Source organism: Faecalibacterium sp. An58 (assembly GCF_002161515.1).
GTDB lineage: Bacteria > Bacillota > Clostridia > Oscillospirales > Ruminococcaceae > Faecalibacterium > Faecalibacterium avium.
Genome location: NZ_NFHX01000005.1, coordinates 41,864 through 61,055 on the forward strand (window position 1 = coordinate 41,864; position 19,192 = coordinate 61,055).

At 65.9% G+C, this 19,192-nt stretch carries 16 protein-coding genes; 3 read left to right on the forward strand and 13 right to left on the reverse strand.

The window, feature by feature from the left end; all coding sequences use genetic code 11:
* Positions 1 to 238: 238 nt before the first annotated feature.
* Entirely contained in the window at positions 239 to 1,321 is a 1,083-nt protein-coding gene (serC, locus tag B5G12_RS05780) for a 3-phosphoserine/phosphohydroxythreonine transaminase (protein ID WP_087324232.1), read from the forward strand.
* Positions 1,322 to 1,339: 18 nt separating this feature from the next.
* Complete coding sequence (locus B5G12_RS05785) at positions 1,340 to 2,500, forward strand: phosphoglycerate dehydrogenase (protein WP_087324233.1); 1,161 nt, start codon at positions 1,340 to 1,342, stop codon at positions 2,498 to 2,500.
* A 75-nt stretch (positions 2,501 to 2,575) separates the two neighbouring features.
* On the opposite strand, the gene B5G12_RS05790 is transcribed toward B5G12_RS05785, so the two are convergent.
* From B5G12_RS05790 to B5G12_RS15085, 13 genes are all read right to left on the reverse strand, one after another.
* A complete protein-coding gene (locus B5G12_RS05790; RefSeq protein ID WP_087324234.1) occupies positions 2,576 to 4,054 on the reverse strand; it encodes a UDP-N-acetylmuramoyl-L-alanyl-D-glutamate--2,6-diaminopimelate ligase in 1,479 nt (492 codons plus the stop codon).
* A 6-nt stretch (positions 4,055 to 4,060) separates the two neighbouring features.
* Positions 4,061 to 5,455, reverse strand: a complete 1,395-nt coding sequence (locus B5G12_RS05795) for a cell division protein FtsQ/DivIB (protein ID WP_087324235.1) — start codon at positions 5,453 to 5,455, stop codon at positions 4,061 to 4,063.
* Between the two features lie 37 nt (positions 5,456 to 5,492).
* Positions 5,493 to 6,620, reverse strand: coding sequence for an undecaprenyldiphospho-muramoylpentapeptide beta-N-acetylglucosaminyltransferase (murG, locus tag B5G12_RS05800; protein ID WP_087228293.1), 1,128 nt, complete (start codon positions 6,618 to 6,620; stop codon positions 5,493 to 5,495).
* Positions 6,621 to 6,650: 30 nt separating this feature from the next.
* Positions 6,651 to 7,976: an FtsW/RodA/SpoVE family cell cycle protein gene (locus B5G12_RS05805; RefSeq protein WP_087228294.1), complete on the reverse strand. Its 1,326-nt coding sequence runs from the start codon at positions 7,974 to 7,976 to the stop codon at positions 6,651 to 6,653.
* A 27-nt stretch (positions 7,977 to 8,003) separates the two neighbouring features.
* Positions 8,004 to 9,026 (reverse strand): MraY family glycosyltransferase, encoded by a 1,023-nt coding sequence (locus B5G12_RS05810; protein ID WP_087228295.1) that lies wholly within the window; start codon positions 9,024 to 9,026, stop codon positions 8,004 to 8,006.
* A 25-nt stretch (positions 9,027 to 9,051) separates the two neighbouring features.
* Positions 9,052 to 10,464 carry a UDP-N-acetylmuramoyl-tripeptide--D-alanyl-D-alanine ligase gene (locus B5G12_RS05815; RefSeq protein WP_087228296.1) on the reverse strand — a complete coding sequence of 471 codons (1,413 nt, stop codon included), beginning with the start codon at positions 10,462 to 10,464 and terminating at the stop codon, positions 9,052 to 9,054.
* A gap of 111 nt (positions 10,465 to 10,575) precedes the next feature.
* Complete coding sequence (locus B5G12_RS05820) at positions 10,576 to 13,065, reverse strand: peptidoglycan D,D-transpeptidase FtsI family protein (protein WP_087324236.1); 2,490 nt, start codon at positions 13,063 to 13,065, stop codon at positions 10,576 to 10,578.
* A 126-nt stretch (positions 13,066 to 13,191) separates the two neighbouring features.
* Positions 13,192 to 13,698, reverse strand: a complete 507-nt coding sequence (locus B5G12_RS05825; RefSeq protein WP_087324237.1) for a cell division protein FtsL — start codon at positions 13,696 to 13,698, stop codon at positions 13,192 to 13,194.
* A gap of 45 nt (positions 13,699 to 13,743) precedes the next feature.
* On the reverse strand, positions 13,744 to 14,712 hold the full coding sequence (rsmH, locus tag B5G12_RS05830) for a 16S rRNA (cytosine(1402)-N(4))-methyltransferase RsmH (RefSeq protein ID WP_087228299.1): 969 nt from the start codon (positions 14,710 to 14,712) through the stop codon (positions 13,744 to 13,746).
* 50 nt (positions 14,713 to 14,762) lie between these two features.
* A complete protein-coding gene (mraZ, locus tag B5G12_RS05835) occupies positions 14,763 to 15,182 on the reverse strand; it encodes a division/cell wall cluster transcriptional repressor MraZ (protein WP_087228300.1) in 420 nt (139 codons plus the stop codon).
* A gap of 244 nt (positions 15,183 to 15,426) precedes the next feature.
* Positions 15,427 to 15,888, reverse strand: a complete 462-nt coding sequence (locus tag B5G12_RS05840; RefSeq protein WP_087228301.1) for an ATP synthase subunit B family protein — start codon at positions 15,886 to 15,888, stop codon at positions 15,427 to 15,429.
* On the reverse strand, positions 15,885 to 16,463 hold the full coding sequence (gene rsmD, locus B5G12_RS05845; RefSeq protein WP_087228302.1) for a 16S rRNA (guanine(966)-N(2))-methyltransferase RsmD: 579 nt from the start codon (positions 16,461 to 16,463) through the stop codon (positions 15,885 to 15,887). Before rsmD ends, B5G12_RS05840 begins: the two co-directional genes overlap by 4 nt.
* Positions 16,444 to 16,572, reverse strand: a complete 129-nt coding sequence (locus B5G12_RS15085; protein ID WP_275532638.1) for a hypothetical protein — start codon at positions 16,570 to 16,572, stop codon at positions 16,444 to 16,446. The genes rsmD and B5G12_RS15085 overlap by 20 nt, the downstream gene beginning before the upstream one ends.
* A 116-nt stretch (positions 16,573 to 16,688) precedes the next feature.
* Between B5G12_RS15085 and B5G12_RS05850 the strand changes: the two genes are divergently transcribed.
* Positions 16,689 to 19,097 (forward strand): glycoside hydrolase family 2 protein, encoded by a 2,409-nt coding sequence (locus tag B5G12_RS05850; protein ID WP_087324238.1) that lies wholly within the window; start codon positions 16,689 to 16,691, stop codon positions 19,095 to 19,097.
* Positions 19,098 to 19,192: the final 95 nt, after the last annotated feature.

Genomic DNA, 19,192 nt, shown 5'->3' on the forward strand with positions numbered 1-19,192 from the left:
ACAAGGGCGCATTCTCCTGTTTTCTTCCCGTTTTTCGCTTATCTTTTACATTTGCATTAGATATTGTATTTGCATGACGTACATTTGTGTGTTCTGCGCCATCACAGCCCCTTTGTGCCGGCCTTTTTGTGCAAAAGAGCTCTTGTTTTTGCCGCCGCAAAACCTTTATACTGTTTTATGTCGATCGCATCTGTTCCGCCGGACACCGGCGGGTTTGGATAGGACGGAGGAATGTACTATGGCACGAGTTTACAATTTCAGCGCCGGTCCCAGCATGCTGCCCGAGCCGGTCCTCAGGAAAGCCCAGGCGGAGCTTCTGGACTACCACGGCAGCGGCCAGAGCGTCATGGAGATGAGCCACCGCAGCAAGTGGTTCGAGCAGATCATCCAGGACACCGAGGCCTCCCTGCGCCGGCTGATGCAGATCCCCGACAACTACAAGGTCGGCTTCTTCCAGGGCGGCGCCACCCAGCAGTTCGCCATGGTGCCCCTCAACTTCATGACCACCGGCAAGGCCGACTACATCGTCACCGGCAACTTCTCCAACCTGGCCGCCAAAGAGGCCGCCAAGTTCGGACAGGTGAACGTGGTGGCCTCCAGCAAGGACAAAAACTTCACCTACATCCCCGACGTCAGCGCCATCCCCTATGACGCCGATGCCAGCTACATCCACATCTGCCAGAACAACACCATCTTCGGCACCCAGTATGTGGAGCTGCCCCAGGTGGACGGCATCCCCCTGGTGGCCGACATGAGCTCGATGATCCTGTCCCGCCCGGTGGATGTCACCCGGTACGGCTGCATCTACTTCGGCGTGCAGAAAAACGTGGCCCCCGCCGGCATGGCCATCGCCATCATCCGGGAGGATCTGCTGGGCCACGCCGCCGACACCGTCCCCACCATGATGAACTACACCACCCTCATCAACAAGGACAGCATGTACAACACCCCGCCCTGCTGGTGCATCTATATGACCGGCCTGGTGCTGGATTACCTCGAGCACGAGGTGGGCGGCCTTGCGGCCATGCAGCAGATCAACGAGGCCAAGGCCAAGGTGCTGTATGACTATCTGGACAGCCAGGACTTCTACCGCAACCCGGTGGAGCACCGCTACCGCAGCACCATGAACGTCACCTTCACCAGCCCCGACCCCGACACCGACAAAAAGTTCTGCGCCCAAGCCGCCGAGGCCGGCCTGGTCAATCTGAAGGGCCATCGCCTGGTGGGCGGTATGCGGGCTTCCATCTACAACGCCATGCCCCCTGCCGGCATCGACAAGCTGGTGGAATTCATGGAAGCGTTCCGCAAGGCCAACGCTTGAGCACAGGAGGGACAGGAAATGTTTACCATTCAGACACTCAACGCCATCAGCCCGGTGGGGCTGGCAAAGCTGCCCAAAAACCTGTTTGAGGTGGCGGTGGACACCGACGCCCCCGACGGCATCCTGGTGCGCAGCGCCGACCTGCTGAACACTGAGTTCAAACCCAATCTGCTGGCCATCGCCCGGGCCGGGGCCGGGGTGAACAACATCCCCCTGGACCGGTGCAGCGAGCAGGGCATCGTGGTGTTCAACACCCCCGGCGCCAACGCCAACGCCGTGGCCGAGCTGGTGGTGGGGATGCTGATCGCAGGCAGCCGCAACGTGCCCGCGGCCTCCGGCTGGGCGCAGGGCCTGGCCGGCGACCCCAACCTGAAAAAGGATGTGGAAAAAGGCAAAAAGCAATTTGTGGGCAATGAGATCGCGGGCAAGACCCTGGGCGTCATCGGTCTGGGCGCCATCGGTTCCCGGGTGGCCAACTGCGCCCTGTCCCTGGGGATGGACGTCTACGGCTACGACCCCTATATTTCCATCGACGCCGCCTGGAACCTCAGCAGCCAGGTGCACCACTGCGTCAACCTGAACGATATGTTGCCCCTGTGCGACTATCTGACCATCCATGTGCCCTATCTGCCCACCACACGGGACACCATCAACGCCCAGACCCTGACCCTGTGCAAGGACGGCGTCAAGCTGCTCAACTACGCCCGGGGCGAGCTGGTGAACAACGCCGCCCTGCTGGAGGCCCTGGAGAGCGGCAAGGTGTCCGTTTATATGACCGACTTCCCCGCCGAGGAACTGCTGGGCAGGCCGGGAGTCATCTGCACCCCCCATCTGGGCGCCTCCACCCCCGAGGCCGAGGACAACTGCGCCATCATGGCCGCCCAGGAGCTGAGCGACTACCTGCGCAACGGCAACATCACCCATTCGGTCAACCTGCCCGATGTGCAGCAGCCCCGGGCCGGGGGCCGGCGGATCTGCGTCATCCACCGCAACGAGCCGGGCATCATCAGCCAGATCACCGCCCTGACCACCGCCGCCAGCCTGAACATCGAGAACATGGTCAACAAGAGCAAAAAGAACATGGCTTACACCATGCTGGATGTCACCGGCGCCATGACCGGCGAGCTGAAGGAAAAGCTTTCCGCCATCCCCGCCGTCATCCGGGTCCGCATCCTGTGACCGCCTGATCCACAAAAATGCCCCCGGGCCTGTCTGCACACCGCAGCGGCCCGGGGGCTTTTTCTCTTGTTTTAATCACTCCAGGCCGGTCTGCCGGGCGTATTCCTCCAGCAGTTCCCGCTCCAGGAAGGGCGTCTTGACCCCCATCCGGTCCCGGTAGGTCTCGTGGCCCTTCCCAATGACAGCGATCAGGTCGCCGGGCTGGGCGTGGTCCACCGCGTAGTGCAGCGCGTCCAGACGGTCGGGGATCTCCACGAACCGGGCGTCGGGGTTGCCCCGCAGCATCCCCTGACGGATGTCGGCCAGGATGTCCTCCACCTTTTCAAAGCGGTTGTTGTCCTCGGTCAGGATGGAGAAATCGGCCATCCGGGCACAGATCTCTCCCATGCCGTACCGCCGCAGTTTGGAGCGGTTGCCGCCGCAGCCAAACACCACCACCAGCCGGTGGGGGTCGTACGCACGCAGGGTGGTCAGCAGGCTCTCGGTGGACACCTCGTTGTGGGCGTAATCCAGCAGGACGGTGAACTTTTTGCTGATGGGCACCAGCTCCACCCGGCCCTTGACCACACAGCGGCCCAGACCGTCGTGGATGGCCTGGTCGGGCAGGTCCAGCACCTTGCCCACCGCCAGGGCCGCCAGGGCGTTGTAGACGCTGAACTGGCCCGGCATATTCACCTTGACGTCCATTTCATCCCGGCCGCTGACGTGGAAGGTCACCCCCAAAAAGTCGTGGGTGCGCAGCAGCTGGCAGTCGCTGGCCCGGTAGTCGGCCCGGCTGTCCATCCCGTAGGTCACCAGGGCGCAGGTATGGCCTTCCAGCAGCGCCTGCGTGTTGGGATCATCGATGTTCACCACGCCCACATCGCACCGCCGGAACAGCTGGCCTTTCCAGCTGCGGTACTCCTCAAAGCTGGCGTGCTCCCCCGGGCCGATGTGGTCGGGAGAGAGGTTGGTGAACACGCCCACCTGGTAGTGGATGCCCGCCACCCGGTCCATCATCAGCCCCTGGCTGGATACCTCCATCACCACCGTGTCGCAGCCCGCGTCCACAAAGGTGCGGAAGTATCTTTGCAGCTCATAGCTCTCGGGGGTGGTGTTGGCGGTCTCCTCGTGGCGGCCCATATAATAGACCCCGTTGGTGCCGATCATCCCCACCTTGCGTCCCGCCGCCTCCAGCACGCTGCGGATCATGTGGGCGGTGGTGGTCTTGCCCTTGGTGCCGGTCACGCCTATCATGGTCATCCGGCGGGCGGGGTTGCCGAACAGGTTGGCGCTCATCAGGGCCATGGCCCGGCGGCTGTTGTCCACTTTCAGCACCGTCACTCCCGCAAGGCCGCTCAGGTCGATGTCGTGCTGGATGACGACGGCCGCCGCCCCTTTGGCCGCGCAGTCGGCGGCAAAGTCGTGGCTGTCCCGCTGGGTGCCCACGATGCAAACGAACAATACCCCCGGGGCTGCCTTCCGGCTGTCATAGACGATGTCGGTGATGTTGGTATCCAGGCTGCCCTGCACCAGCGTACAGGCCACCCCCTGGGTCAACGCGGATAGCTTCATACTGTGTCACTCCTCATTGGTCGTCCCCTCCAGGGGGGCGTCTGTGCCTTCTTGTCCGGCCTCCTGCCCAGCCGTGCCCGGCTGGCCGTCCTGCGGCTGGCCGGACGCTGCCTCGGCGCCATCCTCCGGCGCTGCGGCTGCCGTCTGTTCCGGCGGCAGATAGCCCGAGGGCAGGTCGGGCGTGCCCTGAGCAAAGATGGCCTGCAAGGTGCCGTCGGTCCGCACATGGCTGCAATCCAGCTGGCCGGTGTCGGTCTCGGCGCAGCCCTTGCCCTCTTTGTTCAGCAGCATATATTCGGCGTAGTCCATCTTGTAGTCCAGCTCGTTCAGGGTGCCCAGCAGCACGCTGATCCGGTCCTGATAGAGGAAGGCCAGCTGTTCCACATCGGCGTATTCGATCCGGGTCACGTCCTCCAGCAGGCCGTGCTCCTCCAGCGCCCCCAGCAGGGTCTCCAGGGCCCTCATGCGGCTGTCCGCCGTCTGGCCCGTCTGGCTGTCCGCCGCCTGGCTGGAGGTCTCTCCCTCCGGCGGCGCGGCATAGGCCAGCTGGTCGCCGGGGGTCACGCTCACCGGGTCCCCGCCGTACAGCACCGGCAGCCCCTCGGGCTGCACCGGCTCCGCCGCCAGGATCTTGAGCCCCGCCGACAGGCTGATCCATCCGGTGGGGGTCTGCATGGCATAGGCAGGGGCTGCGGGGGTCACCTGCACCACCACCGTACTGGGGTATACCCGCTGCACCTGGATCTGTTCCAGCAGGGGGAACTCTTTTTCCAGCTGGGCGGCCTTGGCCTCGGGGTCAAAGCTGAAGATGTTCTCCTCCACCTGCACCCCCAAAGCATCCAGGATCTGGCTGCTGGTGTAGGGGCCTGCCTGGGCGATATCTGCCCCGTCGGGGCCGGCCACCCGTATGGCGTTGATCTTGAACAGCATGGTCATGGTCAGGTAGATGCCCGCCCCCGCCACGCACAGCACCAGAAAAGCCGCGGTCAGCCGCCGCATCATCCGGCGGCGGCGCAGCATCTTGCGGGTCACCCGGCGGCGTCTGCGGGCCTCCTGGCGGGGCGGAGCGGGCCGGGCCGGCCGCGCGGCCTGGGGACGTCTGTCCCGGGCGGGACGAGCCGTCTGGGGCCTGCGGCTGTCGCCGCGGGGCGGCCGGGCCCGTCCCCCTGTGGGGAACTGCACCGTATTGTCCCGGCGGGGCGGATGCTCATAAAAGAAGCTGTCCTCCACCCGCTGGCCCGGGCCGCGGCTTTCAAACCGTATCCCTTCGGTATATTGTCCCGGCGTGCGATACGGATCGTTATTCACCGGCCGGCTGGGGGCCGGGCGTCTTGCCTGCCCCTGGGTGCGGCGCGGGACGGCCTGCCCGGCCGGCCTGCGTCTGCGCTGCTTTGCGGGCATACCGCCCCGCCTCCTTTCTCACAAAGTCTGCGGGTCCTTACGGCTCCCGCAGCAGGTCCTGCAGCCGCCGGACGATCTGGTCCAGGCTGTCGTCCACCGACAGGGTGCGGGCATTGCGGCCCATCCGGGCCAGTCTGCCCTCCTCGGCCAGCAGCTGCCGTACCTCGGCCACCAGCTTTTCGCCGGTCAGGTCCTTTTCTTCGATGACCACCGCCGCGTCCACCTTGGCCAGCTCCAGCGCGTTGTAATACTGGTGGTTCTCGGCCACGTTGGGACTGGGGATCAGCACGGAAGCCCGGCCTGCGGCCTCCAGTTCGGCCAGGGTCAGCGCGCCGGCCCGGCTGATCACCAGGTCTGCCGCTGCCAGCAGCTCGGGCATATTGTCGATGTATTCCCGCACCACCAGGTTTTCGCCCCGGGCAAAGCCCTTCTGCTTTTCCAGGTCCCGGAACAACTGCACGCCGTACTGGCCGGTGGCGTGCAGGTGCAGGATGTCCCTGTGCTCCTTCTGCTCCCAGGCGCACAGGTCGGCCACCACCTCATTGATCCGCCTGGCCCCCAGGCTGCCCCCAAAGGACAGGATGACGGTGCGGTCCCCGGCGTGCAGCTTGGCGCGGGCTTCGGCCCGGCGGGCCGCCCATCCAAAGACCTCGGGGCGGACAGGGTTGCCCACCACCACCGTCTTGCCGGGGGCGCCCAGACGGTCCGCCCCGGCCTGCACGGCGGCAAAGACCACATCCACCTCGGGGGCCAGCAGCTTGTTGGTCACCCCGGGGAAGGCGTTCTGTTCGTGAATCGCGGTCTTGATGCCGTGTTTGGCGGCGGCCCGTACCACCGGGCCCGACACATACCCGCCGCAGCCGATCACCAGATCGGGCTGCACCTCTTTGAGGATGGCCCTGCAGCGGGGGCCTGAGCGGGCCAGGTTCCACACCGTGACCAGGTTGCGGCGCAGGTTCTCCAGGGAAGGCCGCCGCTGGAAACCGGTCACCTCGATGTGGTGGAAGGGATAGCCCGCCTGGGTCACCAGACGGTATTCCATCCCCTCTTGCCGGCCCGCAAAATGGATCTCGGCGGCGGGGTCCGCCCTCCGCAGGGCCCCCGCGATGGCCAGAGCCGGGTTGATATGGCCGGCCGTGCCGCCGGCTGCGATCAGTACACGCATATGGATGATTCCTCCTGTCTGCCGGGCTGTTTACAGCTGTGCCCGGTGCTGTGCGCCGGAGCGGCGCAGATTGCCCAGTACGATGGGCGGGCGGGCCGTGGTCTGCCGCACCTGCTCCATCCGGGCGGCCCGGCGTGCCTCGGCGGCCTGGGCGCCGTTGCGCCCGATGTGGATCATGACCCCCATCTCAGCCATCAAAAGCAGCAGGCTGGTGCCGCCCGAGGAAAAGAAGGGCAGGCTGATGCCGGTATTGGGCAGGGTGTTGGTGACGACGGCCACATTGCAGAACACCTGCCAGCCCACCTGGGCCATGATGCCCACCCCCACCAGGGTGCTGAACCGGTCGGACGCCTGGAAGGCGATCAGGAACCCCTGCACCAGCAGCAGCACGAACAGCAGGATGACCACCACGGCCCCCACAAAGCCCAGTTCCTCGCACACCACGCTGAAGATGAAGTCGTTGGTGCACTCGGGCAGCCAGAGCTGCTTTTCCACACTGTTGCCCAGGCCCAGGCCGGTCAGACCGCCCGAGCCGATGGCGTACAGGCTCTGGAGGGTCTGATCGGTCATCTTGTTGAGGTCCTGGGTCCAGCCGTCCAGTCGGTCCTGCAGGTAGGGGATGGAGTCGATGTGGGAGAGGATGGTCTCCAGCAGCAGCACGGCGGCCGCCGCGCCCCCGTAGGTGATGATGCCGCCGCTGCCATTCAGCAGCAGGATGCTGCCCACGATGGCGCACATCAGCACGATGCCCGACATATGGGGTTCCAGCGCCAGCAGCACCACCACCGGCAGCAAAGGCGCCAGGGGAACGGCCAGCTCCCGCACCACCTTCTGGAACAGCCACTGGCCAAAGTTCCCCACAGTCCGCCTGGCCGAAGGATCTCCCTGGGGCCTGGGATGGGGGGTGCGGCTGGCCAGGTGCGCGGTGAGCAGGATCATCTCAAACTTGACCAGCTCGGACACCTGCAGTGTGGGCAGGCCCTTGAAATTCAGCCACCGGCGGCAGCCGTTCAGGGGTTCGCAGAACAGCACCACGATCAGCAGCAGGATGCTGACCAGATACCCCGCCCATACGAATTTGCGGATGAACCGCAAGTCGAAATACGAAAACAGGAACATCACCCCCATGCCGATCAGGGCATAGAGGGCCTGCGATTTGATGTAGTGATAGCTGTCCCCCATGCGGAGGTAGCCCGTGGTATAGCTGGCGCTGAACAGCATCACCAGCCCGAAGATCACGATCAGGATCAGGGTCGCCAGCCAGCTGATCAGCAGCGGGGTCCACGGCCCGGGGTCCCGCTGAAAGACCACCACCGGCCCCCGCGGGTCGGGGTGTCTTCTGTGTGCAACCGCCATAGAAAACCTGCCTTTCTCTCTGCGCGTTCAAAACTGCGCCGTACGCAAAGCGGCCAGGGTGCCTGCCAGCGCCAGAGCGCAAAAGACATAGAAAGCGGCCACCGGGCCGCCCTTTCGGCGCAGCCAGGCGTCCAGGCTGCCCGCCTTGAACAGGGGCCGGCCCCGCATCCGGCGCCACAGCCCCTGCAGCACCGCCGCCAGCCCCTCCGCCCAGAAGGGCAGGCCCAAAGCCAGGGCGATATCCGCCCGTCCGATGGACAGGGGGATCCCCCCCACCGCCCCGGCCAGGAACAGGCAGCCCACCGCCCCGGGCATCAGCCGGGCGGGGTAAAAGTTCCACAGCAGGAACGCCATCAGCGCCCCCGCCAGGGCCGCAGGCAGCACCGCCAGCGGGAAAAATCCCAGGATGGTCTCGGCCCCCATCAGGCCCAGCATGGCCACAAAGGCGGCCCCCGCCACAGCCCCGTCGGTGGGGCCGGCCAGCCGGGCCGATTCGGCCAGGGCCACCAGCATCGCCGCCCACAGGGGCGCCGCAGCGGCCCCCAGCTCGACGTAGCCCGCCAGGGGCACCGTCAGGCCGGTGGGCATATATTCGCCGGCCCACAGAGCGGCCACCGTCACAGCGGCGGCAGCCCCCTCCAAAGCCAGCCGGGGCCCTGTCCGCAGCCCCAGTACCTGCCGGGGCCGCAGCCGGACCAGATCGTCCGCAAGGCCCGCCGCGCCCAGCAGGAAGCCGGCGCTCAGCCCCAGCATCAGACGGCCGGTCAGGCCGCCGCCCAGCAGTTCAGGCTGCACTAGGCAGACCACCACCCAGCCCACGCCCACCGCGGCCAGGGTGCCGATGATGAAGCACAGCCCGCCCATGGTGGGCAGGCCCCGGGGCGGCTGGGGCTGTGGTTCCTCCTTGTCCTTGCTTTGCGGCTGGCCGCCGGGGCCAGTCTCCTTCTCGGGCGGGACGAGGGCCCGCAGCAGCGGGACCAGCAGGTTCCCGACCGCGGTCGTCAGCGCAAACCCCAGCACCGACGCCACGATCAAGGCAAAACGTATCATGTCAGGTTATCTCCGATCGGTCGATTTAGTCTCCGTTCTCTTTCGGACCGTCCTGGGCGGCGGCTGCGGCGTCCTGCAGCTCCTTCATCCGCTCCACGGCGTTTTCCAGGGCCATGGCGCGGCTCCCTTTGAACAGCACCGCATCCCCCGGCTGGGCCGCCTTGGCCAAAAAGCCCGCGATCTCCTCGTAGTTGTTGGCGTGGATGGTGCGGACCCCCTTGGCGGCCGCCACCGTGGCGGTGCGGCGGGCCAGTTCGCCGTAGGTCATCAGCAGGTCGATGTTGCTCCGGGCCACCAGGCGGCCCAGCTCCTCATGGGCGGCACGGGCCTGATCCCCCAGCTCCAGCATATCGGCCAGCACCGCGAAGCGCCGCTTGCAGGGGTACTCCTTGAACATCTCCAGCGCCGCCTGCATACTGTTGGGGTTGGCGTTGTAGCAGTCCTGGATGATCCGCACCCCGTGGCTGTCCATCATCTGCTGGCGCATACCGGTCTGGCGGAACTCCTTCATCAGGCGGATGGCCTCCTTGGGGGTCAGCCCCAGCTGGCTGGCGGCGCAGTAGGCCGCCAGGGCGTTGGCCACATTGTGGCGGCCCAGAGCGGGGATGTGCACCATAAAGCAGCCGTTCTCGGCGTCATCCAGCAAAAAGCTCATCCCGTCGTTTTCCTGCCGGATGGCGGAGGCATACACGTCGGCCTCCTGGCTGGTCATGCTGTACCACACCGGGCGCACATGGGCGGGCAGTTCCGCCTTGCGCAGGAACGGGTCATCGTAGTTGAGGACCAGCGGCGCGCCCTCGGGCATCCCGTCGCAGATCTCCAGCTTGGCCTTGCAGATGTTCTCCTGGCTGCCCAGGTTGCCGATGTGGGACAGGCCGATGCAGGTGATGACCCCCACATCGGGCCGGGCGCAGCGGGACAGCCGGCTGATCTCCCCTGCATGGTTCATCCCCATCTCGATCACCGCATATTGGGTGCTGCCGTCGATCTGGAACAGGGTGCGGGGCAGGCCCAGCTCGTTGTTCTGGTTGCCCTCGGTCTTGATGGTTTGGCCCAGCCCGCTGAGGGCGACGGCGCAGAATTCCTTGGTGGTGGTCTTGCCCACACTGCCGGTCACGCCCACCACTTTGGGGGCGAACTGGGCGCGGTAGTTGGCGCCCATCTGCATCATGGCCTGGTAACTGTCGGGACAGAGGATGGTCTTTTCTTCGGGCACCCCCTCCACCGGGTGGTTCAGCACCACCCAGGCGGCGCCGGCCTCCAGGGCCCGGGCCGCAAAGTCATGCCCGTCAAAGTGCTCTCCAGGGAAAGCCACAAAGACGCACCCGGAGATCACCTCCCGGCTGTCGGTGGTCACCAGGGTGATGTCCTGCCCGTCGGCAAGGCGCTGGGCAGGGACCAGCCCTGCCAGAAGGGTCTTTGCTGCGATGTGTTCCATTCGTTCCTATCCCCTTTCATAATGGTTCTTACAGGATTGCCGCTTTTATTATAAAGCCCTGCGGCAGGCTCTGGCAAGCCGGACGGCCTGCTTTTCGCCCATCCTTCACTTTTAGCCGCAGGTGATGGTGACGATGGTGCCCAGCTGCACCCGGTCGCCGGGGGCGGCGCTCTGGCTCTGTACCAGGCCCTGGCTGTCCCCTTCGATGGTGCAGTTCAGTCCGGCGGCCAGCAGCATCTGCCGGGCAAAGTCGGCGCTCTTGCCGGTCAGGTCGGGCACCTCGGTGGTCTGTCCGCCGTAGCCCTCCGTGTACAGATAGACGGTGGTACCGCTGGGCACGGTGGTGCCCGCCGTGGGATACTGCCAGGTGACCGGGGCGGCGGTGTTGTCGGTGGTGCTCTCCACCAGATGGTGGGCCAGGCCCCGGATGTTCAGGGACACCTGGGCGTTGCTCCACTCGGTGCCCACCAGATTGGGCACCTTGACGGTGGTGCCGCTGCGGTCGATGCCGTCGGTGGCGATGCCCAGATAGGGGGCGATCTCACTGATGATGTTGCCCACCACCGGCGCGGCCAGCACCGAGGAATAGTCGCTGTTGACGTTGTTGGGGTCGTCCAGCATCACATAGACCAGGATCTCCGGGTCGTCTGCCGGCAGCACCGCCACGAAGGAGGCCGCCTTTTTGTAGTCGCCGTCGGCGCGGCGGTCCATGTTCAGCAGCTCGGAGGTGCCCGACTTGCCCCCGATGCGGTAGCCGGCCACATAGGCGCGGTAGCCGCCGCTCTGGGTGGTGCCGTCCCCCACTTCGTACTCCATGATCTGGCGGATGGTCTCGCTGGCCGTCTCGCTGATCACCTGACGGCGGACATTGGCCCCGATCTGCTGCACCACGTTGCCGTTGGCGTCCACGATCTGGTCCACCACATGGGGGGTCACCAGGTATCCCCCGTTGACCGACGCCGCAATAGCGGTGCACACCTGCAGGGGGGTGACCGCCATGGACTGGCCGAAGGCCGAGGACGCCAGCTCCACCTCGCCCATGTTCTGGTCGGTGTAGTACTGCATATAGGACGTCTCGTTGGGCAGGTCCACGCCGGTGCGCTCGGTGAAGCCGAAGGCCTGGAAATAGTCATAGAAGGTCTGCGCACCCAGGCGCTGGCCCAGCTGGATGAAATAGATGTTGCAGCTGTTGCGCAAAGCGTCGGCCAGGTTCTGCATCCCGTGGCTGTGGCGTCCGGCGCAGTGGTAGGTCTGTTTGGCCACGGCATAGGCGCCGGAGCAGTTGAGGGTGGTATTGTAAGAGGCTTTGCCCGAGTCCAGGCCCATGGCGGCGGTGATGACCTTGAACACGCTGCCGGGGTAGTAGAGCTCGGTGATGGTCTTGTTTTTCCACATGATGTCCCGGAAGTAGCCCGAGTAGTCCGCCTCGGGGTCCAGGATGCGGTTGCCCTCCTCGTCGGTGACGTAGCTGCCGTCCTCGTTTTGGAGGTAGATGCCGTACAGTTCGGGTTCCGCCCGCACCAGTTCTTCCAGGTAGGCCTGGTTGGCGGTGTAATTGTTGGGGTCGTTGGGGTCGAAGTCCGGCTTGGAGGCCATGGCCAGGATCCCGCCGGTGTTCACGTCCATGACGATGGCGCAGCCCCGGTTCTCCACCGTGTTGGCCGCCACCGCCTCCACCAGGTATTTCTCCACCACTTCCTGGATGGTGCTGTCCAGCGTCAGCACCAGGCTGTTGCCGTCTTTGGCGTCGTAGGTGACGGCGCTGCTGTCCGCGATGGCGTTGCCCCGGGCGTTGCGGATGGTGATGGTGCGTCCGTCGGTTCCCGACAGCACGTCGTCGTAGGACTTCTCCAGCCCATAGGCCCCGTCGCCGTCCGCGTTGGTGAAGCCCAGCACCGCCGCCGCGAACGCCCCATAGGGGTAGTTGCGCTGGTAGGTGCGGGAGGAGGACACCGACAGCCGACCGGTGCCCTGGGCCGCATTGCGGGTGCTGACGTATTCCTCGATGGATTCCTTCACCGCGTTGTTGGCCTTCTCGGCCAGCACCTGGTAGGAGGAATCGATGCTGCTGAGGGCCGCATACACTTTCTCATACTGCTGGGTGTACTCCGCCGAGGCCGTGTTGACGGAATCCAGGCTGACGCCGTCCCCCGACAGCAGCCGCAGGGTGATCTCCCGGCTGATCTCGGCGCAGGCCGCGGCGTCCAGGGTGCGGACGGTGCTCTCGGTCTCCTGGCCGGCTTCGTCGGTGCCGGTGAGGGTCTGGCTGTTGTACAGTGCGCTGGAATAGCTGGGGTCGCACCAGATGTCCCACACCACGCTGGTGGAGGCCAGCACCTTGCCGGTGGCGTCGTAGATCTCCCCGCGGGTGGCCTGGATGGTGCTGTCCAGCAGCTGCTGGTCGCTGGCGTACCGGCTGAACATCTCGCCGTTGCGGATCTGTATGTTGTACAGGCTGCCCACCACGATGGCGGTCGCCAGCGCCACCGCCCCGATCGAGACGGCCAGCCCCACCTTCCGGGTCCGGGAAGGGATGGGCGCATAATCTGGGTCGCGGCGGAGGGAGCTGCCTTTCCGCCTGCGGTCGTTTGGTTGGTTCATCTGCTTCTCCTGACGGCGGCCCCCGGGCCCCAAAGCTCAAAGGCCGCCTGAAACCGAAAAAGCGTGCGCAGCGGCACGCTTCCCCGGGTGATATGCCTCCCGGTCGCCCTGGGAGGCTCTGCTTTTTTACTGTGCGTCTGCCGGCGGCTCGATGGTGCGCAGCAGGCTGGACATGCCTGCCTGCAGGGTATCGGTCCACTTCTCCACGGCACTCTCGCGGCGGGTCAGAACGCTCTGGTCGTCCAGGCGGATGTAGGTGATCTGGCTGTCGTCGATCTTCATCAGGCCCAGCCGGCCCGCCGCATCCTCGACGCGGTTGATGCTGGACTGGACGTTGATGGTGGTGGTGTAGTAATCATTCTGGCTCTGGGCCGAGACAAGGGCGGCCTTGGCCTGCCGGATGTCCCCGCTCAGCTCTACGATGCGGGCTTCGCTGAACAGCAGCGCCACCGACAGCCCGGCCAGAAGCCCCAGCGCAAGGATCTGCACGCCGTGCTGCATCATGGCCCGGAGGGGTGAAAGACTGCGCTTGCCCCCCTGTTCGACCCGCAGATCTACCCGCCGGCCGGGCTGGGGCGCCGGGCGGCGGACCGTCTGTGCACTGTAATTGTAATCATATGCAGGCTGACCCATGATGTATCCTCTTCCCTTCTGCGCTCGCCCCTGGGGGGCGGCGCCTTACAATTTTTCCAAAACACGCAAATGGGCCGAACGGCTGCGCCGGTTGCCGGCCAGCTCGTCGGGCTTCGCTTCGATGGGTTTGCGGGTGATCAATTTCGCCTTGGCCCTGCCGCCGCAGACACAGACAGGGAACTCAGGCGGGCAGGTGCAGGCGGTCGCCCAGCGGCGGAACTTGTTCTTCACCAGCCTGTCCTCCAAAGAGTGGAAGGTGATGACGCACAGCCTCCCGCCCGGGGCCAGCGCCCCGAAGATGGCCTCCAGTCCGTCATCCAGCGCGTCCAGCTCGTGGTTGACCGCTATGCGCAGCGCCTGAAAGCTGCGCCGGGCCGGGTTCTTATCCTTGCGGCGCACCGCAGGGGGCACGGCCGACGCCACCAGCCCCGCCAGCTGGAGGGTGGTCTGGATGGGGGCCTGGGCACGGGCCTCCTCGATGCGGCCCGCGATCTGCCAGGCATAGGGTTCCTCGCCGTAATCCCGCAGGATGCGGGCCAGCTCCTCCCGGGGGAGGGTGTTCACCAGGTCGGCCGCGCTGGTGCCTTCCTGGCTCATCCGCATATCCAGCGGCGCGTCGGCCCGGTAGGAGAACCCGCGCTCCGCGTCGTCCAGCTGGTGACTGGATACGCCCAGATCCAGCAGGGCGCCGTCGATCTGAGGGATGCCCAGATCGGCCAGAGCCTGCGCCGCATAGCGGAAATTGATCTGCACCACCGTGGCGGGCAGCCCCGCCAGACGCTGGCGTGCGGTCTGCACCGCGTCGGGGTCCTGGTCCAGAGCCACCAGCCTGCCTCCGGCCGCTGCGTCCAGCCGGCTGGCGATGGCCCGGGAATGGCCCGCGCCCCCCGCCGTGCCGTCCAGATAGATGCCGCCGGGCCGGATGGCCAGCCCTTCCAGGCATTCCTCCAGCAGCACCGGCACATGGGCAAACGAGGCCGGGTCAAAAGCCTGCTGTTCCTGTTCCGTGGCCATTGGCCTCGCCCCCTTTCGATCCAAAATCAAAACTACAGCCCGCCCCGGGATCAGATGTGCAGCTCCCGCAGGCGGGCGGCGCGCTGTTCGTTGGTGATGGCGGCGCGGCGGGCGTCCCACCGGGCTGCATCCCAGATCTCCACATGGCTGCGGTTGCCGATCACCGCCGCCGTCCTTTCCAGCCCTGCATACTGCCGCAGGCTGGCGGGCAGCAGGATGCGGCCCTGCTTGTCCGGCGCCACCTCGCAGGCGGTGCTGAACAAGTCCCCCGTGATCTCCCAGCTGGTCACCAGCTCGTCGGCGCCCAGGCGCTGGGAGATGCGTTCCACTTCCTCCATGGGCAGGGCGAACAGGCACTGGTCCAGCCACTCCATCACCACAAAGCTCTCGCCCATCCCCTCCCGGAACCTGGCCGGGAAGTTCAGGCGGCCTTTGGCGTCGATGGTGCAGTCATACCGTCCAAAGAACACTGCCGCCGCCCCCTTTTTGTGGAGCAGGATGGGGACAGCTCCCCACTTCTCCCTACTTTACTCCACTGATACGACTTTATTGTAACAAAACGGGTCACCGATTGCAATAGGTTTCGCCCGACTTTTTCAGTCAATTTCTTTCACAGTGTATAAAATGTACGACTCATTTTTCCCCGGAGCGCATTCTGCGCACAAAAAAGCCCCCTCTGCCCCACAGGGCAGAGGGAGCCAAACGGCATATGGTTTACGGCTGCTTTTTGGGCGGCTGGCGCAGGCTGGAGCGGACGCTCTTGACCTGGGAGGCGTTGGCGATCATGACCTCCTCGGTGTTTTTGAGCATATTGTCGCAGTAGTCTGCGGTGGTCTGGCGCAGGGTGCGGCTCTCGGCCTGGGCCTGGGCCAGGATCTCCGAGGCCCGCTGCTGGGCGTTCTTGACGATCTCCGACTCGCTCACCAGCACCCGGGCCCGCTCTTCCGCCTTGCGGACGATGGCCTGGGCCTGGGCGTTGGCCGAATCCACGATCTGGGCCCGGTCGTTCACGATGGACTGGGCCTGGCGCAGCTCGTTGGGCAGATTGGCCCGCACCTCGTCCAGGTAATCCCGGATCTGGTCCACATCCACGATCCGTTTGCCCCCGCTCAGGGGCACGCTGGCGCTCTCCTGCAGAGCATCCTCGATGGTATCCAGCAGTTCATTCACGTTCATACACACTCTCCCCCTTCCGCTCCGGCCTGGTCTGCCCGGGGCATGGTATAGCGCCACAGCAGCACCCGGCCGTACCGGTACTGCTTGCGCAGGGTCAGCCGGCCCACCTGGGCAGGCAGCACCAGCTTGGCTTCGCTCTCGCACAGGACGATCCCGCCCGGCGCCACAGCCTTCTCCACCAGCGGCAGGATCTCCTCCAGCATCCCCTGGCGGAAGGGCGGGTCCAGCAGCACCAGGTCGAACTGCTCGCGGCAGGCGCCCAGCCAGCGGACGGCGTCCCCCACGCTGACCCGGCTGCGGTCAAACACGCCGCAGGCCTTGCAGTTGCGCATCACGACTGCGGCGGCATCCCGGTCCTGGTCCAAAAAGACGCATCGCGCCGCGCCTCTGGACAAGGCCTCGATGCCCAGCTGGCCGCTGCCTGCAAAAAGATCCAGCACCCGGGCCCCCGGCAGGTCGAACTGGACGATGCTGAACATCGCCTCCTTGACCTGGTCCAGGGTGGGGCGGGTCACATCGGTGCCGGGCAGCGACTCCAGCCGGCGGCCCCGCGCTTCACCTGCGATCACACGCATCTGCATCCGCTCCTTTCAATGGCAGGTTGTTCATTTCATTATTGCAGAGCAGGGCCCGCTTGTCAAGATGCAGGCCGGCGGCCGGCCCCAATGCCTCCGTTTTTGCCAAAATTTCCTCCCGCCGGCCCCGCAAATTCTTTATTCGTTCATATCTTTGTGCTATCATGAAGCTGGTTATGTATGTAAAATCCGGTCCTGTCCGGACACAGAGGAGCCTTGCAACAGATGGAACGCACCGAACATTACGACTGGAACGACGGCTGGCTGTTCACCCCCCAGTTCGACCCCTCGCTGCTGGAACCGGACTGTTCCGGCCTGGAGCTGGAGCCGGTCCGCCTGCCCCACACCGTCAAGTCCCTGCCCTTCAATTACTGCAACGAAAACGACTATCAGATGATCAGCGGCTACCGCCGGGTGTTCACCGCCCCCCGCAGCTGGGAGGGCCGCACCCTGCTTCTGACCATCGGGGCGGCGGCCCATGACGCCACGGTCTACTGCAACGGCCAGCGGGCGGGCCATCACGCCTGCGGCTACACCGCCTTCACCGTCAACCTCACCGGCATGGTGCGGCTGGGGGAGGAAAACGTCCTGGCCATCCGCTGCGACAGCCGCGAGACCCTGGACATCCCGCCCTTCGGGGGCCAGACCGAGGAGCTGACCTACGGGGGGCTGTACCGCGGGGTGGCCCTGGAGGTCAAAGAGAACGCCTGGCTGCGGGATGTGTTCATCCAGGCGGGGGCGGAGGGAGATTTCCGCATCTATTCTGCTGCCGAAGGCGAGACGGTGGGCTGCACCCTGGAGGCCGAGATCCGCGCCCCTTCCGGGCGGCGGGCCGTCTACACCGGGGAACTTTCCCTGCCCATCACCGGCAGCCTGAACGGGGTGCAGCCCTGGAGCTGCGAGCACCCCACCCTCTACACCCTCACCCTGCGGCTGATCCGGCCCGGCACCCTGGGCCTGCCCGACCGCGTGCTGGACCAGAAGGTGATCCGGTTCGGCTTCCGCACCATCCAGTTTGTGGCCGGCGGGCTGTACCTCAACGGCGCCCGGGTGGAGCTGCGGGGGCTGGCCCGCTTCCAGAGCTACCCCTACCAGGGGTACGCCATGCCCGACAGCATCCAGCGGCTGGACGCCCAGGCCCTGCGCAAGGAACTGGGCTGCAACGTGGTGCGGTGCTGCTGTCCGCCCAGCCCGGCCTTCCTGGACGCCTGCGACGAACTGGGCCTGCTGGCCTATGTGGAGATGCCGGGCCGCAGGCACATCGGCGGCCCCGCCTGGAAGGCCCAGGCCCTGCAGAACTGCCGGGAAATGGTCTGCCAGTGCCGCAACCACCCCAGCGTCTTTTTGTGGGGGGTGCGGGTGGCCGGCAGTGCCGACGACGACGCTTTCTACAAAAAGACCAACGAGGCCGCCCGCCGGCTGGACCCCACCCGTCCCACCGCCGGCAGCCGCCGGCTCAAAAAAAGCCATCTGTTCGAGGACGTCTACGCCTACGACGATTTTTCCTTTGGCGGGGCCGGGCCGGGATGCCAGCCCCGGGCCGCCGTCACCCCCGACCTGCGCAAGGGCTACCTGATCAGCGCTTTTGGGGGGATGATGTACCCCACCAAGAGCTTCGACCCCGGCGCCCAGCGTCTGAGCCAGGCCCTGCGGTGCGCCGCCGTGCTGAACGACGCCGCTGCCCAGCAGGGTGTGGCGGGCTGCGTGGGCTGGACCATGGCCGATTACAACACCCATCCCTCCTACGGCAGCGGGGACCATGTCAGCTACCACGGGGTGATGGACCTGTTCCGCAACGAAAAACTGGCGGCAGCCGTCTTTGCCAGCCAGAAGGACCCCCGGGTCCCCTCCGATATCGTATTCCAGGTCTCCCCGGCAGCCGGCTTCGGGGATATGCCCGCGGGCTACCCCGGCGGATGCTGGGCTTTCACCAACGCCGACGCGGTGCGGATGTACCGCGGGCGGGACTTCATCGCCGAGTTCCGGCCTGACCGCCAGGGCCGGTTCGCAGCCCTGGCCCATCCCCCCATCCAGATCGACGATTTCGTGGGGGTGCTGCTGGAAAAATACGAGGGCATCGGCCACAGCGAGGCGGTGCAGCTGGCCGGCTGCCTCAACGCCCTCCGGCGGGATCCCGCCGCCCCTTCCCCCCTGCTGCGGGCCCGGCTGACCCGGCTGCTGCGGACCCTGCGGATGAACGAGGCCACCCTGAGCCGGCTGTACCACACCTATATCGGGGCGCTGGGCGGCCCTGCCGTCCGCTACCAGTTCGACGCCATCTGGAAAGACCGGGTGGTACGCACCATCGTGCAGGAACCGGTGCAGCGGGTCCGGCTGGAATGCACCGTCCGCAACGCCATCCTCACCGACGGTCCCACCTGGGACTGCGCCGCCATCGCCCTGCGCGCCATCGACCAGAACGGCTGCCTGCTTCCCTATTGCAGCGAGGCGGTGCAGCTGACCGTGGAAGGTCCCGCCCAGCTGCTGGGCCCTGCGGTGGTGCCCCTGCGGGGCGGCATGGCGGGCGCCTACCTGGCCACCACCGGCCACCCCGGCCGCGCCACCCTGCATTGCAGGATGGAGGGCGCCCTGCCTACGGAGGCCTCGGTCATCATCCGGCGGAGGGAGGCGTAGACTGTATTTTACGATTGCTTTGCAGTCTGTTCAAAGTTTCATCATTTCCGGCTGGCATACTAAAGGCCGGTATATAAGTACAATGGACGGCCTTT

Bases quoted from the DNA above. Each gene is read 5' to 3' on its own strand.
- serC (WP_087324232.1), top strand. From the start codon at position 239: ATGGCACGAGTTTACAATTTCAGCGCCGGTCCCAGCATGCTGCCCGAG.
- B5G12_RS05785 (WP_087324233.1), top strand. From the start codon at position 1,340: ATGTTTACCATTCAGACACTCAACGCCATCAGCCCGGTGGGGCTGGCA.
- B5G12_RS05790 (WP_087324234.1), bottom strand. From the start codon at position 4,054: ATGAAGCTATCCGCGTTGACCCAGGGGGTGGCCTGTACGCTGGTGCAG.
- B5G12_RS05795 (WP_087324235.1), bottom strand. From the start codon at position 5,455: ATGCCCGCAAAGCAGCGCAGACGCAGGCCGGCCGGGCAGGCCGTCCCG.
- murG (WP_087228293.1), bottom strand. From the start codon at position 6,620: ATGCGTGTACTGATCGCAGCCGGCGGCACGGCCGGCCATATCAACCCG.
- B5G12_RS05805 (WP_087228294.1), bottom strand. From the start codon at position 7,976: ATGGCGGTTGCACACAGAAGACACCCCGACCCGCGGGGGCCGGTGGTG.
- B5G12_RS05810 (WP_087228295.1), bottom strand. From the start codon at position 9,026: ATGATACGTTTTGCCTTGATCGTGGCGTCGGTGCTGGGGTTTGCGCTG.
- B5G12_RS05815 (WP_087228296.1), bottom strand. From the start codon at position 10,464: ATGGAACACATCGCAGCAAAGACCCTTCTGGCAGGGCTGGTCCCTGCC.
- B5G12_RS05820 (WP_087324236.1), bottom strand. From the start codon at position 13,065: ATGAACCAACCAAACGACCGCAGGCGGAAAGGCAGCTCCCTCCGCCGC.
- B5G12_RS05825 (WP_087324237.1), bottom strand. From the start codon at position 13,698: ATGGGTCAGCCTGCATATGATTACAATTACAGTGCACAGACGGTCCGC.
- rsmH (WP_087228299.1), bottom strand. From the start codon at position 14,712: ATGGCCACGGAACAGGAACAGCAGGCTTTTGACCCGGCCTCGTTTGCC.
- B5G12_RS05840 (WP_087228301.1), bottom strand. From the start codon at position 15,888: ATGAACGTGAATGAACTGCTGGATACCATCGAGGATGCTCTGCAGGAG.
- rsmD (WP_087228302.1), bottom strand. From the start codon at position 16,463: ATGCGTGTGATCGCAGGTGAAGCGCGGGGCCGCCGGCTGGAGTCGCTG.
- B5G12_RS05850 (WP_087324238.1), top strand. From the start codon at position 16,689: ATGGAACGCACCGAACATTACGACTGGAACGACGGCTGGCTGTTCACC.